This is a genomic window from Stenotrophomonas sp. AN71, assembly GCF_050435725.1.
GTDB lineage: Bacteria > Pseudomonadota > Gammaproteobacteria > Xanthomonadales > Xanthomonadaceae > Stenotrophomonas.
The window spans coordinates 149346-163714 of the sequence record NZ_JBNDKU010000001.1 but is presented as its reverse complement, the minus strand read 5'-3'; the positions used below and the strand labels follow the sequence as shown (position 1 = coordinate 163714).

16 protein-coding genes are annotated in these 14369 nt (G+C 67.3%); 9 read left to right on the top strand and 7 right to left on the bottom strand.

Annotated elements, in window-relative coordinates; all coding sequences use genetic code 11:
* Positions 1–112: 112 nt before the first annotated feature.
* Genes ABH900_RS00730 through moaA form a run of 5 tightly spaced genes read right to left on the bottom strand, consistent with a single transcriptional unit; the run spans position 113 to position 4102 of the window.
* Positions 113–601: a molybdenum cofactor biosynthesis protein MoaE gene (locus tag ABH900_RS00730; protein WP_429620326.1), complete on the bottom strand. Its 489-nt coding sequence runs from the start codon at positions 599–601 to the stop codon at positions 113–115.
* 3 nt (positions 602–604) lie between these two features.
* A complete protein-coding gene (locus tag ABH900_RS00725) occupies positions 605–865 on the bottom strand; it encodes a MoaD/ThiS family protein (RefSeq protein WP_429620324.1) in 261 nt (86 codons plus the stop codon).
* Positions 865–2118, bottom strand: coding sequence for a molybdopterin molybdotransferase MoeA (locus tag ABH900_RS00720; protein ID WP_429620322.1), 1254 nt, complete (start codon positions 2116–2118; stop codon positions 865–867). Before ABH900_RS00720 ends, ABH900_RS00725 begins: the two co-directional genes overlap by 1 nt.
* Complete coding sequence (moaCB, locus tag ABH900_RS00715) at positions 2115–3113, bottom strand: bifunctional molybdenum cofactor biosynthesis protein MoaC/MoaB (RefSeq protein ID WP_429620320.1); 999 nt, start codon at positions 3111–3113, stop codon at positions 2115–2117. Before moaCB ends, ABH900_RS00720 begins: the two co-directional genes overlap by 4 nt.
* Positions 3114–3121: 8 nt before the next feature.
* A complete protein-coding gene (gene moaA / locus ABH900_RS00710; protein WP_429620318.1) occupies positions 3122–4102 on the bottom strand; it encodes a GTP 3',8-cyclase MoaA in 981 nt (326 codons plus the stop codon).
* Between the two features lie 181 nt (positions 4103–4283).
* On the opposite strand from moaA, the gene ABH900_RS00705 reads away from it, so the two are divergent.
* Positions 4284–5825 carry a serine hydrolase domain-containing protein gene (locus tag ABH900_RS00705; RefSeq protein WP_429620316.1) on the top strand — a complete coding sequence of 514 codons (1542 nt, stop codon included), beginning with the start codon at positions 4284–4286 and terminating at the stop codon, positions 5823–5825.
* Positions 5826–5842: 17 nt separating this feature from the next.
* On the opposite strand, the gene ABH900_RS00700 is transcribed toward ABH900_RS00705, so the two are convergent.
* Positions 5843–6859: a hypothetical protein gene (locus ABH900_RS00700; protein ID WP_429620314.1), complete on the bottom strand. Its 1017-nt coding sequence runs from the start codon at positions 6857–6859 to the stop codon at positions 5843–5845.
* Between the two features lie 26 nt (positions 6860–6885).
* Between ABH900_RS00700 and ABH900_RS00695 the strand changes: the two genes are divergently transcribed.
* The 4 genes from ABH900_RS00695 to ABH900_RS00680 all read left to right on the top strand — a co-directional run bounded on the left by ABH900_RS00695 (position 6886) and on the right by ABH900_RS00680 (position 9223).
* The gene (locus ABH900_RS00695) at positions 6886–7572 is read left to right on the top strand and encodes a hypothetical protein (protein ID WP_429620312.1); all 687 of its coding nucleotides are present in this window, start codon (positions 6886–6888) and stop codon (positions 7570–7572) included.
* A gap of 133 nt (positions 7573–7705) precedes the next feature.
* Entirely contained in the window at positions 7706–8158 is a 453-nt protein-coding gene (locus tag ABH900_RS00690) for a hypothetical protein (RefSeq protein WP_429620310.1), read from the top strand.
* 33 nt (positions 8159–8191) lie between these two features.
* Positions 8192–8719 (top strand): nuclear transport factor 2 family protein, encoded by a 528-nt coding sequence (locus ABH900_RS00685; RefSeq protein WP_429620309.1) that lies wholly within the window; start codon positions 8192–8194, stop codon positions 8717–8719.
* 111 nt (positions 8720–8830) lie between these two features.
* Positions 8831–9223 carry a diacylglycerol kinase gene (locus ABH900_RS00680; RefSeq protein ID WP_429620307.1) on the top strand — a complete coding sequence of 131 codons (393 nt, stop codon included), beginning with the start codon at positions 8831–8833 and terminating at the stop codon, positions 9221–9223.
* Between the two features lie 52 nt (positions 9224–9275).
* On the opposite strand, the gene ABH900_RS00675 is transcribed toward ABH900_RS00680, so the two are convergent.
* On the bottom strand, positions 9276–10196 hold the full coding sequence (locus ABH900_RS00675; RefSeq protein ID WP_429620305.1) for a M14 family metallopeptidase: 921 nt from the start codon (positions 10194–10196) through the stop codon (positions 9276–9278).
* A gap of 145 nt (positions 10197–10341) precedes the next feature.
* On the opposite strand from ABH900_RS00675, the gene ABH900_RS00670 reads away from it, so the two are divergent.
* The 4 genes from ABH900_RS00670 to ABH900_RS00655 are packed head-to-tail and all read left to right on the top strand — an operon-like array spanning position 10342 to position 14278.
* Positions 10342–10995: a DUF3348 family protein gene (locus tag ABH900_RS00670; protein ID WP_429620303.1), complete on the top strand. Its 654-nt coding sequence runs from the start codon at positions 10342–10344 to the stop codon at positions 10993–10995.
* 10 nt (positions 10996–11005) lie between these two features.
* A complete protein-coding gene (locus ABH900_RS00665) occupies positions 11006–13270 on the top strand; it encodes a DUF802 domain-containing protein (protein ID WP_429620301.1) in 2265 nt (754 codons plus the stop codon).
* The gene (locus ABH900_RS00660) at positions 13267–13905 is read left to right on the top strand and encodes an OmpA family protein (protein ID WP_429620299.1); all 639 of its coding nucleotides are present in this window, start codon (positions 13267–13269) and stop codon (positions 13903–13905) included. Before ABH900_RS00665 ends, ABH900_RS00660 begins: the two co-directional genes overlap by 4 nt.
* Positions 13823–14278 carry a DUF2894 domain-containing protein gene (locus ABH900_RS00655; RefSeq protein WP_429620297.1) on the top strand — a complete coding sequence of 152 codons (456 nt, stop codon included), beginning with the start codon at positions 13823–13825 and terminating at the stop codon, positions 14276–14278. Before ABH900_RS00660 ends, ABH900_RS00655 begins: the two co-directional genes overlap by 83 nt.
* The last annotated feature ends 91 nt before the right edge of the window (positions 14279–14369 follow it).

The window sequence follows — 14369 nt, the reverse complement described above, 5'->3', positions numbered from 1 at the left end:
CACGCCATGCGCGGCTGCGCCGATCAGGTACGCGGGAAACGCCCCATCCACGCATGGCGTGGATCTACTGGATTCCTGGCGCTCTTCCACGCGGGGCGTGGATCTACGGAGGTCAATGGCTGTGATGGTGATCATGTGCGGGTTCATCGTCCGCATGGCACAGGCTGCAGCCTTCACTCCACACGCTGTCGCCATCCTCGTAATGCTCCTGCTTCCAGATCGGGCACTGGTGCTTCACCGCCTCGATCAGCTGTCGGCACGCGCGGAACGCCTCGTCGCGATGCGGGCTGCCTGCGGCCACCACCACGGCCACATCGCCAATGCTCAACCGGCCCCTGGCGTGTGCCACATAGAGTTTCAGCTTCGGGCCGAAGCTGGCCTCGACCTCGGCGGCCAGGCGTTTGAACTCGTTCAACACCAGCGGCTCGAACAGGTCATAGGTGATCCCGGTCACCACGCGCCCCACGTTGAGGTCACGCACCTTGCCGATGAACACGTCGATGCCACCAAAGCCCGGATCGGACACCGCCGCGATGCCCTCGGCCGGATCGATCGCCGCCTGCGCGCGCTCCACTACCTTCACGATGATCTTCCCGCTCATGGCTCAGCCCCCGCTCACCGGCGGCAGGATCGCCACCCGGCCATCGTCCGGCAGCGCGTCGCCATCGCGCAGCACGCGCTGCTGGTCGGCAAACGCCGAATAGTCCAGCAGGCCTGCGCGGAAGCCCGGCCAGCGCACGAGCAGCAGCTCGCGCAGTGCCTGGCGCAGGTCAGCCACGGTACCGCCCTCCACATCCACCGCAATCTCGCGGCTGGCGTCGAGATCGGAAAAAGCACCGAACAATTGCAGCGTCACCTGTCTCATCACGTTTCCTGGCTCACCAATCGCACAGGATCCTGGTGACCCCAGCCATGCACGCGCACATAGGTACCCGCACTGGCCAGGTCACCGTCGGCCTCCAGCACCACCCAGGCGTTGGCCTGCAGCATGGACATCAAACGGAACGACTCCTGCCCGGCCAGCACACGCGCAGTCAGGCGGCCCAGTCCGTCCACTTCGACCCGCGCCCGCGCGTGGAAGCGCAGGCCGGGCGGCGTGCGCACATCGGCCTGCAACGGCAGCTGCAGCACGGCTTCCTGTGGCAGCCCCAGCAGGCGGCGCAGCACCGGCTCCACGAAGAAGCGCTGGCCCACCGCAGCCGATACCGGGTTGCCCGGCAGCCCGAAATACAATGCGCCGTTGGGCAGCACCGCGAACAACAGCGGCTTGCCCGGGCGGATTGCCACCTTGTGGAACACGATGCGGGCGCCACGGTCACGCAGCGCATCGGGAACGAAATCGTAGCGACCGGCCGACACCGCGCCGGTGCTGATCAGCAGCTGCGCACCGGCGGCCAGTGCTTCATCCAGCACCGCATTGAACGCGGCCACCTCATCACCCACCGTGCCCTGCCAGACCACCTCGGCACCGGCGGCCTGCAGCCGGCCGACCAGATAGGGTCGGTTGCTGTCACGGATCTGACCCGATTCCAGCGTCTGCGCCGCCTCGGTCACCAGCTCCTTGCCGGTCGCGACCACCGACGCCTTCGGCCGCGCCACCACCGCCACCTCGCCGACGCCGATGGCATGCAGCAAGGTGCGTGCATTGATATCCAGCACCTGCCCGGCCTGCAGCACACGCTCGCCTTCGCTCACGTCCTGGCCGCGCAGGCGCACGTGCTGGCCCGGCTTCGCCGGCGCCTTGAGGGCAATGCGGGTCGGCCGGCCGTCCGCGCGGGAGAGGATCTCCACCTGCTCCACCGGCACCACCGTATCCAGCCCGGACGGCATGCGCGCACCGGTCATGATTTCCCAGGCGCCCTCGCCACCCTCGACCCCTCCATCGCCGGCGGCCTGCCAGCCCTGCACCGCGAACTCGGTACCAGCATCGAACACCGCACCGTTGGCGCGCAACGCGAAGCCATCCATCGCCGAGTTGTCGAATGGCGGCAACGACTGCCCACTGTGGATATCGCTGGCCAGGGTGCGGCCGGCAGCCTCATGCAAAGGCAGACGCTCGGCCGGCAGCGGCGTGGCCGCGTTCAGCAGGTGCTGCAGCGCTTCGCTGTAAGGAATCATGCGTGGCCACCACCATCGACCATCGCCAAGGCGTGGCCCAGCACCGGCGCCAGGATGTCCAGGCACTGCGCCGCTGCCTTCGGGCTGCCCGGCAGCGCGAACACCAGCAGGCCGCCCAGCTGTACCACCTCGGCCCGGCTCAGCCAGGCCATCGGTGTGTGCTGCGCGCTCAGTGCACGCACCATCTGTGCCAGACCGTGCACCGGCCGTGCGTTCAACGAACGCAGCGCCTCCGGGGTCAGGTCTCGCGGACCCAGCCCGGTGCCGCCGGTGCACAGGCACAGGCGCACGCCCTCGGCCGCCAGCGCCCGCAGGCGGCCGGCCAGCGGCTCGATACCATCGGGCAGCACTTCGGCAGACACCACGTCGCCACCCAGCCGCCGCAGGCCGCTGACCAACGTCGGACCCGACACATCGTCGTAGGTGCCCACGCTGGCGCGGTCACTCAACGTAATCACTGCACACGCAGCGCCCCCAAGCCCCTTCGGTGCAAGCGGCTTGAAACGCGCGTGCTCAGCCTCGTCCATGCCATCGGGGTGCAGCCAGACGCCACGCTTGCCGCCCTCCTTGAACAACAGACGGATGCCTTCGATGCGCAGTGCAGGCTCCACCGGCTTGCTCAGGTCGTACAGGGTCAACAGCGCCGCGTTGACGCCGGCCAACGCCTCCATCTCCACGCCGGTGCGCGCCTCGCTGGCACATTCGCACCACACGCGGATCGCCTGCCGTTCCGCCACCGGCGCGCAGAACACCTGCACCAGTTCCAGCGGCAACGGGTGGCACAGCGGCATCAGCATCGAGGCCATCTTGGCGCCCTGCAGGCCGGCAATCTCGGCCATCACCAGCGCATCGCCCTTGGGCAGGCGGCGTTCGACGATCAGCGGATAGGCCACGGGGCCCGCATGCAGCTCGCCGACCGCCACCGCACGGCGGCGACTGATGCGCTTGTTGCGCACATCGGCCATGTGGAAGGCCGCATTCCATTCCCCACTCATCGTGTTGCTCATCCTCCGATGGACGCCAGATGCGGAGTCAGCCCGGTCTGGCCCTGGTGCAGGCCATGCCCGGCCGCTTTCAGGCCAAGCTGGGTGGTGATGCGCGCCAGCAGCGCGTCATGGTCGCCGTCGTTCTGCAGCAACGGGCGCAGCGGCACGCCGAACTCGCCAAACAGGCACAACCGCAGATCGCCCCTGGCGGTCACCCGCAGGCGGTTGCAGCCCTTGCAGAAGTCACGCGAATACGGGGCGATGATGCCGATGCGGCCGCGATGGTCGGGATGGCCGAACTCGCGCGCCGGGCCGGCGTCAGCTGCGCGCGGGCGCTCGTGCCAGCCGGCAGCCAGCAGCTGCTCGATCACCACATCAGCGCGCAGGTGATGGCGCTGGAAATAGGCTTCGTTGTCGCCGGTGCGCATCAGTTCGATGAAGCGCACGCTGAAGGGGCGCTCGCGCAGGTAGTCCATCCACTGTGGCAGCTCGTCGTCGTTCAGGCCGCGCAACAGCACCGCATTGAGCTTGATCGCCGGCAGGCCCAGCGCCTGCGCCAATGCCAGCCCCTGCTCGATCTCCGGCAGACGGTCGTGCCCGGTGATGGCCGCGAAGCGCTCGCGCTGCAGGGTGTCCATGCTCACGTTCAGGGCGGTCAGCCCGGCGCGGTGCCAACCCGGCAGGCGCCGCGGCAGCAATGTGCCATTGGTGGTGATGGCCACCTTGGCGATGCCCGGTACCGCCGCCACGGTTGCGATGATCTCGTCCAGGTCCTTGCGCAGGCTGGGCTCGCCGCCGGTCAGGCGGATCTTGCTCATGCCCAGCGCAGCAAAGGCACGCACCAACCGCGCGATCTCATCCACCTGCAGGAAGCGCGGGCGGCCATCGGCCTGGTAACCGTCAGGTAGGCAGTAGCTGCAACGGAAGTTGCAGGCCTCGGTGAGCGACAGGCGCAGGTACGGAAAGCTGCGTCCGAAGCTGTCGGTGAGTTGGCTCATGGCTGTTCCACCTCCTGACTCCACCGTGCCACCGGGTGCCTGAACGGCCTGTCGATCCGAGCCCCCAGAGTGCGCCGGGGCGTTGGAGGCGTCAACCTCGGCCCCGCCCGTCCGCTTCCACCAAGCCCCCTATACTCGGCGCGCCCTCCACACCCTGCCCGTCCCACCCAAGGCCCCCTCAATGCCCAGCGCCAGCAACGCACGCCCCGGTAGACCTCTGCGTGATCACGTCCGCGCCAACGCCTTCGCACTGCTGATGCTGCTGACGCCCTGCACTTACGCCATGGCCGCCGATATGCCGGCGGCCTCACCGGGCGATTCAGCAGAACTGCTGGCACGTATCGCCCGCGTCGAAAACGGGCTCTCCAGCCGCATCGTCATCAAGGGGCGGCCCGGCCAGAAAACCCCCTTGGCCGAGCGCATGGCCTATCACCATGTTCCCGCGGTCAGCATCGCCCTCATCAACAACCATCGCATCGAATGGGCACGCGCCTACGGGACCCTGGAATCGGGCAGTCAGCGTCCTGCGACACCGGACAGCCTGTTCCAGGCGGGCTCGGTCAGCAAATCGGTCACCGCGGTGGGCGCACTGCGCCTGGTTGAACTCGGCCGCCTCAACCTGGACGGCCCCGTCAACACACAGCTGCGGCAGTGGAAGGTACCCGACAATGCCTTCACCCAGCAGCAACCGGTCACATTGCGCGCGCTGCTCAATCACAGCGCCGGAATGAACGTGCACGGCTTCTTCGGCTACCCGCAGGGCCAGCCGCTGCCCACCTTGCCGCAGATACTGGAAGGCGTTGCGCCTGCCACATCGGACCCGATCCGGGTCGAGGCGACACCGGGCACGGCATGGACCTATTCCGGCGGCGGCTACACGGTCATCCAGGCACTGATGAGCGACGTCAGCCAGCAGCCCTTCCCCGACGTCATGCAGGTGCAGGTACTGGATCCGCTGCAGATGCACGACAGTACGTTCGCCACCGAGCTGCCGTCCACCTGGCGCGCGCGGGCTGCCCATGCCCATCCTGCCGATGGCAAGCCGGTGCCCGGCGGCTGGTATGTCTACCCCGAATCGGCTGCCGCTGGCTTGTGGACCACCGCCAGCGATCTCGCCAAGCTGGTGCTGGAGGTGCAACAGGCCCAGCATGGCGCGCCGGGGCGAGTGCTTTCCGGCCCGATGACCGACGCCATGCTGACCCGAGGCCTGGGCGAGTATGGGCTGGGGTTCTATGTCGAACGGCTGGGCGCAGGCAGCAGCTTTGCACATACCGGCGGGACCCACGGATTCCGTGCGCAGCTCTACGGTTACTCCAACACCGGCCAGGGCATCGTGGTGCTGACCAACAGTGACAGCGGTGCGGCGCTGGTGGACGAGATCCTGGTGAGCGTGGCTGCCGAGTATGGCTGGCCAGAGTTTCAGACCATCGAGAAGACCGCGCTGGCGCCCGACCCTGCGGTGAATGCCGAAGTGGCAGGTGACTACCTGCTGTTGGACAAGCCTGCGCACGTGGTGGCCGAAGGGGATCGCCTGTATTTCCAGAGCGATCTGTTCGGCGCGCAGCGCATGGAGCTGTTCCCGCTGTCGGCGCGCACCTTCTTCATGACCGCGCAGGACATGACCCTCCAATTCCCGGTGGCGAATGCAGGCAAGGTGGAGGGCTTTTCGTTGAATCGGGGTGCGACGGTCTATCCGGCTACGCGGAACCAGGTGGACGAATAGCGCACGTCCACCGACGCTCAGCTCTCCCTGCTCACCCACTCCCAGACCCGCTCCCAGATTTCCGGCGCAATGGAGATCCGCTTGCCCGGATGGTCCGGATCGGCCACGCGGAACCCATGGTCCGCCTCGGGATAGACCCAGTAGTCCAGGTTGCTGCGGCCACGTGACAGGAAGGCCACCATGGCGAAGTCGGTATTGATGATCGGCGCCTTGGCATCGTCGCCGCCCTGCACCAGCAGCAACGGGATCTCCAGCGCCAGCATGTCGTCGACTACGGCATGCGGGCCAAACCCGGACCAGCGCCGGTTGGTCTCACCCATGAAGCGTTGTTCCAGACCGAGCGGGTCAGCGTTGATCGCCTTGATGGCCGCGAAGATTTCCTCGACGGACGCCTGCGCCTCGGCACGGGAAATTTCGCCGCGCTCGGCGCGCAGCCGTTGCTCGATGACGAAATCGTGGTACTGCGGCAACGCCAGCCCGCCCCAGCCCACGGCCTTGTCGGCGTGCGCGAGGCCTGCCACCGCGAAGACATACTGCGCCCCTTCCGAGCCGCCGATGACCACCACCCGGTCAACCTTGTCGCCCAGCGTGCGACGCGCCGCTGCAATGGCCAGCACCGTGCGCGCGATCAGGTTGTCACGGGACAGGCCCGCACGATAGACCGGCCCATCCAGAGGAATCGGCCGCCCTTTGGCTTCATCCAGGTGCATCCGTGCGGAGAACGGAATGCCAGGCTTGTCGATCAGCAGGAAATGCGCACGGTCACGGAATGCGAGAAGGTCGCGCGGGAAGCTGGTGCCCTGGCTGCCATCGCTGAAACTCTGGAAGTGCGGGAACGCCCCGGACCCCGGCAGCCAGACCACCAGCGGGCCCTTCTGCTGCGCGTTGACGGTGTCGATATGCCAGCTGATCTCACCCAGCGCCGGGTCGCGCACAACGTGGCTGTCGAACTGTGCCGGCGTTGCCGCCTCCAGGGCGGCGGCCGGGCCTGCCAGCACGGCCAGAACCAGGGCCAGGGCCAGGATCAATCGCATGGCGTTCCTCTTGACGTGAAGCGGCGGTGCTCGACTACATCTCACACCCACGCGCCATGCCACAAGTGAGGGAGGTATCGATCGGCAATACAGGCGCATTGCTCACCCATACCCATCCCGGGCATTATCCAAAGCGGGATTTGAGGACCACAGAAGGCACCACCAAGGACGCCGAAGCCATGAAACGGAGTGCGTACTTCTTCACGTTTGCCGTCCTCCTCTGCGGCCCGTTGCCCGGCAACGCCCAGGAGAGCGAAATCCGCCTTGTATCAGAACAGCCCTCGCCCCTTACCCGATCCGTATTCGTCGCCCCCAACGAAACGCGTTTTTCCGGCAGCGCCGAGGTGACGGGTACGGTAGAGATCATGTGGGAGCCCTCCTACGAGGGGTATCCGGGGTATTTCCGTGTCGCGCTCAAGCCCGATGTTCGGAGCCAGAAAATACTGCCCCATGAAGTCCGACGCGGTCCCGTGCGCGAGATATGGCTCCGCAACGCCGATACCGCCGTCGCGACGCTGATGACACCGGCCCAGAAGAAGGCGGTTTCGACCGGGCGGCAGATGTTCGCCGCCCAAGCCACCCTCATCATCCGCTCCTATCGCACAGCTGTTGACTGCGATACCCGGGCCTACAACGCACTACTGGTGTCTGTTGTCGGGCCGCCACCTGCGCTGAGCGCAATGGCCCGTCCGCAGGAGATTCCGGGCTGCTAGAGACCAGACCCCGATGCAACAGGGCGTGGTTCCAGGGCCGGCAACTTCCGCCATGACGGCACAGGACGGCGTCTCGCGTCCGTGTTAGCGTGCGCCGACCGATGCTTCAGGATGAACACAGGGACGTCCGCCGATGGCAGGCAAGCGCAGCAAGAACAGGATAAAACGCGCCATCATGGTCGCACTCTGCACTGCGCTGTGCGCCTGCGGTCTGGTGATGGACAGTTCGTTCGACACGATGCAGGAGGCGATCGACTCCGACCAGGTGAACAAGGGATGGATTCCCGCTTGGGTGGCGCACGAGGCGACCGATCTGCGCGAGGTGCACGACCTCGATTCGAACACCAGCGCGCTGGCGTTCACCAAGCCCCCTGCGGTGCCATTGCAGTTGCCTGCCGATTGCCAGGCGACCACATTCAACAACAGTGATCCTGTTGCGTTCAATCGATACTGGTGGCCCGGCGAGGCAACGCTCAGCAGGTCGTACAGTGCCTTTCGCTGCGCGCCGGAATCCGGAAATTCGGTCTTCGTTGCAATGAACAGGACCACAGGCCGCGTGCTCTTCTGGCGCACCTACGCGCGGTAATGCAGCTGTGCTCCCTCCCACCAGGAATCACCGATGTCCATCGCACGTGCACGCGTCACCGCCCTCGCCCTCTGCCTCCCGGCCTGTCTGCCCGCTCACGCTGCACAGAACGCGCCCGCCGACGTCAAGGCGATCGAACAGGTGGTCGAGTCGTTCCGGACTTCGCTGATCAACAAGGACAAGCCGACCTACATGCGCCTGTTCTTCTCGGACAGGGCGGAAGACATCGGCTGGCAGTTCGTGTCCGAGGACGTGCGCCTGCAGGACATCCGCAAGGCCAAGCCTGACGCGATCAAGGCGCGGAGGATCCCCGCCAACAACTTCATCGCACTGATCGATGGCGCCGTTGCGTCGCCGAAACCGAAGGAGGAGAAGTTCTCCAACACGAAGATCGAAACGGATGGCGACGTGGCTTCCGTGTCCTTCGACTACAGCTTCCACGACGATGGCGTGAGGACCAACTGGGGCAAGGAGATGTGGCAGCTGATCCGCACCGAGCAGGGCTGGAAGATCTTCTCGGTGATCTATTCGATCCGCGATTCGCGCAGCCCGGCCAACTGAAGGGTTGTTCACTCAGGCGCCCACGTTCTCCGACAGGGGCAACAGCGATCCGACGCTTTCCCGACGCGCACCTGCACATGCTGGGGCAGATAACCTCATGGCAGGACGGGCATGCAGCCACCTCACCCCAGGAACAGCGGCAAGTACCCGCACGGCAAGACCGGGCTTCGCCGCATCTTCCATACGCTGATCCATTCACGCGATGGATTCATCGCCACCTTCCGTGGCGAAGCGGCGTTCCGGCAGCTGTTGCTGCTGCATGCATTGCTGATCGCCACCGCGTTCCTGCTGGACATCAGCACGGTCGAACGGGCGTTGGTGCTGGCCGTGTGCTTCATCAGCCTGCTGGTGGAACTGCTCAACTCGGCCATCGAAGCGGTGGTCGACCGGATCTCGCTGGACCACCACCCGCTGTCGAAGAACGCCAAGGACATGGGCAGTGCTGCACAGACCACCGCGCTGCTGATGGTGGGCGCGGTGTGGGGCGTGATCCTGCTGGGCTAGACCACACCCGTGCACGCCGGGCATGGCCCGGCGCTACCGATGCGGGAATGGCTTACTGCGCCGCCATCGCGAAATCCAGGCCCGCACACACCGCTGCCACCTGGGCGTCGTTGCACTCCTGCGGGCTGGTGCGCGGGCTGTCCGGGTAGACCTCGGTGGTGGTGGCAAAGCGTGCATCGGTGAAGCCTGCACAAGCGCCGATCGAGCGCGACTCGCCCCAGACCACACCCGGCGACTGCAGCGGCAGGCCGACCAGGTTGCCCTCGGCATCGGCCGGGGCGATGTGGGTGACCGGCGCCACGGCGGCGATCAGCGCTTTCTGGAACTCGGCCTGCGGATCTTCGCTGTTGCCGATCACGTAGAAGCCATCGGGAATGCTGTCCAGCTCGAACGACTTGCCGTCGCGGGCGCAGCGCGCCGGGTCGAATTCCTGCAGGTCGCTGTCGGTGGTTTCGTGCAGGTCCAAGTGCACCAGAAGGCTCGGCTTGCGCTCGGCCACCCAGCGCATCAGCGCGGCGGCTTCCTCGATCTGGCCGCCGTCACGGAAGCTGCGGTTCGGGTCGATGGCATCCGGGTTCCAGCGCTGGATGCGCTCATAGCCCCACGGGCTCACGCACGGCGCCACGATCAGGTTCAACCGGCCCAGGTAGCGCTCGGCCTGCTGCTCCAGGAACTGCAGGGCGCCATGCACGCCACTGGTCTCGTAGCCATGGACGCCGCCGGTGATCAGCGCGGTCGGCAGCGCCGGGTTCCAGTCGTGGTTGACCACGGCGAACAGCGGGTAGTGGTCCGGGGCATAGTCCAGCTGGCCGTACTGGATGACGTCGAAACTGTCGTCCAGGCGCTCAAGCGCGGTCACCACGTCGTCGTGGTAGCTGCGCTGGCGCTGCTGGCGGGCCCGCCACTGTGCGCGTTCCGCGTCGCCCCAGGGCTGTCCAGGGGTGCCGATCGGGTAGAACTGCGCAACAGTCATTGGGAACTCCAAGGGTCGAACGGGATGGGTGCAGCCGGACATTCTAAGCCTTGTGGCGCCTGCCGGTCCCCACCCCCGCCCCCGCCTTCATCCAGCCAGGGTCATCTGGTTGTAAAATCAACGGTTTTTGGCACCCAACCCCTTGATGGCGAACGCAGCGCAGCCGGTCCTGGGTGGACCGGAGTTCCTCCGCCTGCTCGCCCGTCTCAGTGACGGCGCGATGCCGGCCACCAGTCCCGCTCTGACCGATCGTCTCGGCCAATGGGTGGACTGGAGCCGTGCCGTGGCCTTGTCAGGAGCCTTGGGCGGACGCCTGCCCGAGCCCGGCGAGGCCGCCGAAGCGATCGACGATGTGCTGGCCGACTGCACCCAGGCCCACACCAGCCTGCTGGCCTCGATCAGCGAGGATGCCGAGGCCGAGCGCCTGCTTGACCTGGCCGAGGCGGCCGCTACGCCCAACTTCGCCTCGTTGCGCCAGCGCTACCGGGTGCTGCAGCAGGCCATCCAGACCGCCACCGGGCGCCTGCGCGGGCGCCTGCGCGACCAGCTGGTACAGGTTTCGCCCGAGCTGGCGCGGCTGGCCGAGGTCGATGCGGTGATGGAACAGACCCTTACCCCGCGCGAGCACAGCCTGCTGGCCACCGCGCCGGCGGTGCTCGGCGCCCGTTTTGAACGCGTGCATGGCCAGCCCGGCTGGCGCGCTGCCTTCCGCCATGACATGCGCACGCTGCTGCTTGCCGAGCTGCAACTGCGCTTTTACCCGATCGAAGGGCTGCAAGACGCCCTGCGCTCCCACTGACCGGAACATCATGTCCAGAACTGCTTTCCATGTCGTTGTTTTCCTTGTCGGCCTGCTGGCCGTGTGCTGGATCGGCATTGGCTATGTTTCGGTGCACCCGGTGGGTGCGGCGGTGGCCGCGATCATCGCGGCCTGCTACATCGCCGGTGGCGTGGAGCTGTATCGCTACCGCCAGGCCAGCAATGGCCTGCGCAGCGCGCTGAGTGACCTGTCCAGCGCCAAGGAGCGCCTCGCCCCCTGGCTGGATCGCGTGCCGGTGGGCCTGCGCAACGCCGTTCGCCTGCGCGTGGAAGGCGAGCGCACCGCCCTGCCCGCACCGGTACTGACCCCGTACCTGGTCGGCCTGCTGGTGCTGCTGGGCATGCTCGGCACCCTGCTGGGCATGATGGACACCCTGCGTGGCACCGGCCTTGCACTGCAGAGCGCGACCGACATGGCCGCCATCCGCGGCTCGCTGGCTTCGCCGGTACAAGGCCTTGCGGTGGCGTTCGGCACCTCCATCGCCGGTGTGGCCAGCTCGGCAATGCTGGGCCTGTTGGCCGCCCTGTTGCGCCGCGACCGGCTGCAGGCGGTGCAGCAGCTGGATCGCGCGATTGCCGGCGACCTGCACCCGTACTCGCAGGCCTGGCAGCGCGCCGAATCGCTGCGCCTGCTGCAGGCGCAGTCTGCAGCAATGCCGGCGCTGGTCGACCGCCTGCAGGCGATGACGCAGACCTTTGAACAGCACAGCACGGCCGCCAATGAGCGCCTGCTGGCCGGCCAGGCCGAGTTCCTGACCCAGAGCCAGGCGTTGCAGGAACGGCTGGCGGTGTCGCTGCAGCAGTCGTTGCGCGAGGGTGCCGAAGCCAGCGCCGCCGCGATCGGTGGCGCGCTGCAACCGATGGCCGAAACCACGCTGGCCGGTCTGGCCAGCCACGGCCAGGCCCTGCATGCGCGGGTTGAACAGGCCGTGCAGCAGCAGCTGGCCGGCCTCAGCGATGGCTTCGAGCGCAGCCGCGTGGCCACCGAGGCCAGCTGGGCCAAGGTAGTGACCGAACAGACCCAGGCGCAGCAGGCGCTGGTGAATGATCTGCGCCAGCATCTGCGGGCCTTCAGCGACGGCCAGGGTGCGAGCGCCGAAGCGCTGGTCACCCACATCGGCGAGCGCCTGCAGGCCGATGCCCGCGGCAATGCCGACGCCTGGCGCGCCGCCGCCGAACAGCAGCAGACGCTGAATGGTGCACTGGTCGAGCGTCAGCAACAGGCCCTGCTGGCCGCCAGCCAGCAGCTGGACGAACGCGCGCAGGCATTGCTGCAGGCCCTGGATGAACGCCACTCCGCCGGCCAGTCGCTGCTGCAGGAGCACGAGCAGCAGCGCTCGCAGGACTGGCAGGCCGCGCAGGCTGCCGCCGCCGCTGCGCACGCCGAACTGCAGGCCAGCCTGGACAACCGAGAGCAGCATCGCCAGGCGCGCTGGGACGCGGTCAGCGCCGAGCTGCAGCAGGCCCACGCCGGCCTGCAGGCGCAGCTGCAGGCCGGCGACGAACAGCGCCTGCAGCGCTGGAGCGATGCCTTGCAGCACGTGTCCACTGATCTGGCCGAACGCCTTGAGGCCAACGGTGAACGCCTCGCTGCCCAGCAGCAACACGTCTGCGACGCCCTCGCCGGAACCGCGCAGCAGATCGGCGAGAACGGCCGCGTGCAGGCCAGCGCCACCCTGGCCGAAGTCTCCACTCTGCTGCAGACCGCCGCGGCCGCGCCGAAAGCCGCCGCCGACGTCATCAATGAACTGCGCAGCACGCTCTCCGAAAGCCTGGTGCGCGACAACGCGATGCTGGAAGAACGCGGCCGCCTGCTGGCCACCGTGCAGACCCTGCTCGATGCGATCAACCACGCCTCGCACGAACAGCGCAAGGCAGTGGACGCACTGGTCGGTGGATCGGCCGAACTGCTGGAACGCGTCGGCAACCGCTTCACCGACCACATCGCCGCCGAGACCGGCAAGCTCGATGGCATCGCGGCGGCGCTCAGTGGCAGCGCAGGAGACGTGGGCCAGCTGGCCGGCGCCTTCGGCGAGGCGGTCGCGCAGTTCGGCGGCGCCTCCACCGAGCTGTCCGGCCGCCTGGAACAGATCGGCGGCGCACTGGATGCCTCGCTGGCGCGCAGCGATGAACAGCTGGCCTATTACGTGGCCCAGGCGCGCGAGGTGGTCGACCTCAGCCTGCTGTCGCAGAAGCAGGTGATGGAAGAACTGCAGCAGCTGGCGGCCCGCCGCGGCAAGGCCGGCAGCGCATGAGCGACGAACTGGAGGTCGACGGCGGCTCGCATGCCCCGATCTGGGCCGCCTTCGGCGATCTGATGTCGGTATTGCTGGGCGCGTTCGTGCTGATCCTGGTCGGCGTGGTGGCCGTGCAGCTGGAACTGTCGCAGCGGCTGGACCAGGAAGTGAAACAGCGCCAGGCCGAAGCCAAGCGACTGCAGACGTTGGAGCAGGCACTGGCCGGCCCACTCGCTGCCGGCCGCGTGACCCTGGTCGATGGCCGCATCGGCATCAGCGGCAGCGTGCTGTTCGCGCTGAGCTCGGACCAGCTGCAGCCGGAGGGCCAGGAGCTGCTGCGTAGTCTGGCCGCGCCGCTGGCTGCCTACCTGGGCACGCGCGAAGAGATCCTGATGGTCAGCGGCTTCACCGATGACGCGCCGGTGCGCGAAGGCAACCGTCGCTTCGCCGACAACTGGGAGCTGTCCGCACAGCGCTCGCTGACCGTGACCCGCACCCTGATCGCCGACGGCGTTCCCGCCGATGCGGTATTCGCCGCCGCGTTCGGTAGCGAGCAGCCGGTCAGTTCCAATGCGAGCGAAGACGGCCGCGCGCGCAACCGCCGCGTCGAGATTGCGCCGATTCCCAAGCCCAAGGCCCCGGATGGCAAGTAAGCCTCCCGCGCCGGATAGCCTGCGCGCCCTCGTACGTGATCTCGACGCGGGGTCGCGAGCGCTGGCGCACTACCCACAGGTGCCGATGCGTGAGCAGGTTCAGCGCGAGTGGTCCGAACTGCGCAGCGAACTGCAGGTACGCCGCTCGCTGCGTGCAGAAGCGCCCACTGACGGCGGCCCACTGAACTCGGCAGTGCTGGTGCAACGCATGCTCGACACGATGCAGGCGACCAGCCCGGGCTACCTGCGGCATTTCATCGACTACGTGGATACCCTGTCCTGGCTGCAGGCCCTGCAGGACGGCGCCGCCAGCGCTGCGGATGCCGCGAAGCCCAAGCGCACGCGCAAACCCCGCCAGACGCCGAAGGGGTAGTGCCGGCCGCTGGCCGGCACTACCACCTCACAACGGATGAACATGTCACCAGACAGTCATCTGTCTAGCGCACCATTTTCACGTTGACCCA

Coding starts and splice junctions, on each gene's coding strand:
- moaCB (WP_429620320.1), bottom strand. CDS start 3,113: ATGAGTGGGGAATGGAATGCGGCCTTCCACATGGCCGATGTGCGCAAC.
- ABH900_RS00680 (WP_429620307.1), top strand. CDS start 8,831: ATGCAGCCACCTCACCCCAGGAACAGCGGCAAGTACCCGCACGGCAAG.
- ABH900_RS00730 (WP_429620326.1), bottom strand. CDS start 601: ATGAGCGGGAAGATCATCGTGAAGGTAGTGGAGCGCGCGCAGGCGGCG.
- ABH900_RS00725 (WP_429620324.1), bottom strand. CDS start 865: ATGAGACAGGTGACGCTGCAATTGTTCGGTGCTTTTTCCGATCTCGAC.
- ABH900_RS00705 (WP_429620316.1), top strand. CDS start 4,284: ATGCCCAGCGCCAGCAACGCACGCCCCGGTAGACCTCTGCGTGATCAC.
- ABH900_RS00675 (WP_429620305.1), bottom strand. CDS start 10,196: ATGACTGTTGCGCAGTTCTACCCGATCGGCACCCCTGGACAGCCCTGG.
- ABH900_RS00700 (WP_429620314.1), bottom strand. CDS start 6,859: ATGCGATTGATCCTGGCCCTGGCCCTGGTTCTGGCCGTGCTGGCAGGC.
- ABH900_RS00660 (WP_429620299.1), top strand. CDS start 13,267: ATGAGCGACGAACTGGAGGTCGACGGCGGCTCGCATGCCCCGATCTGG.
- ABH900_RS00670 (WP_429620303.1), top strand. CDS start 10,342: ATGGCGAACGCAGCGCAGCCGGTCCTGGGTGGACCGGAGTTCCTCCGC.
- ABH900_RS00720 (WP_429620322.1), bottom strand. CDS start 2,118: ATGATTCCTTACAGCGAAGCGCTGCAGCACCTGCTGAACGCGGCCACG.
- ABH900_RS00685 (WP_429620309.1), top strand. CDS start 8,192: ATGTCCATCGCACGTGCACGCGTCACCGCCCTCGCCCTCTGCCTCCCG.
- ABH900_RS00690 (WP_429620310.1), top strand. CDS start 7,706: ATGGCAGGCAAGCGCAGCAAGAACAGGATAAAACGCGCCATCATGGTC.
- ABH900_RS00655 (WP_429620297.1), top strand. CDS start 13,823: ATGCGAGCGAAGACGGCCGCGCGCGCAACCGCCGCGTCGAGATTGCGC.
- moaA (WP_429620318.1), bottom strand. CDS start 4,102: ATGAGCCAACTCACCGACAGCTTCGGACGCAGCTTTCCGTACCTGCGC.
- ABH900_RS00665 (WP_429620301.1), top strand. CDS start 11,006: ATGTCCAGAACTGCTTTCCATGTCGTTGTTTTCCTTGTCGGCCTGCTG.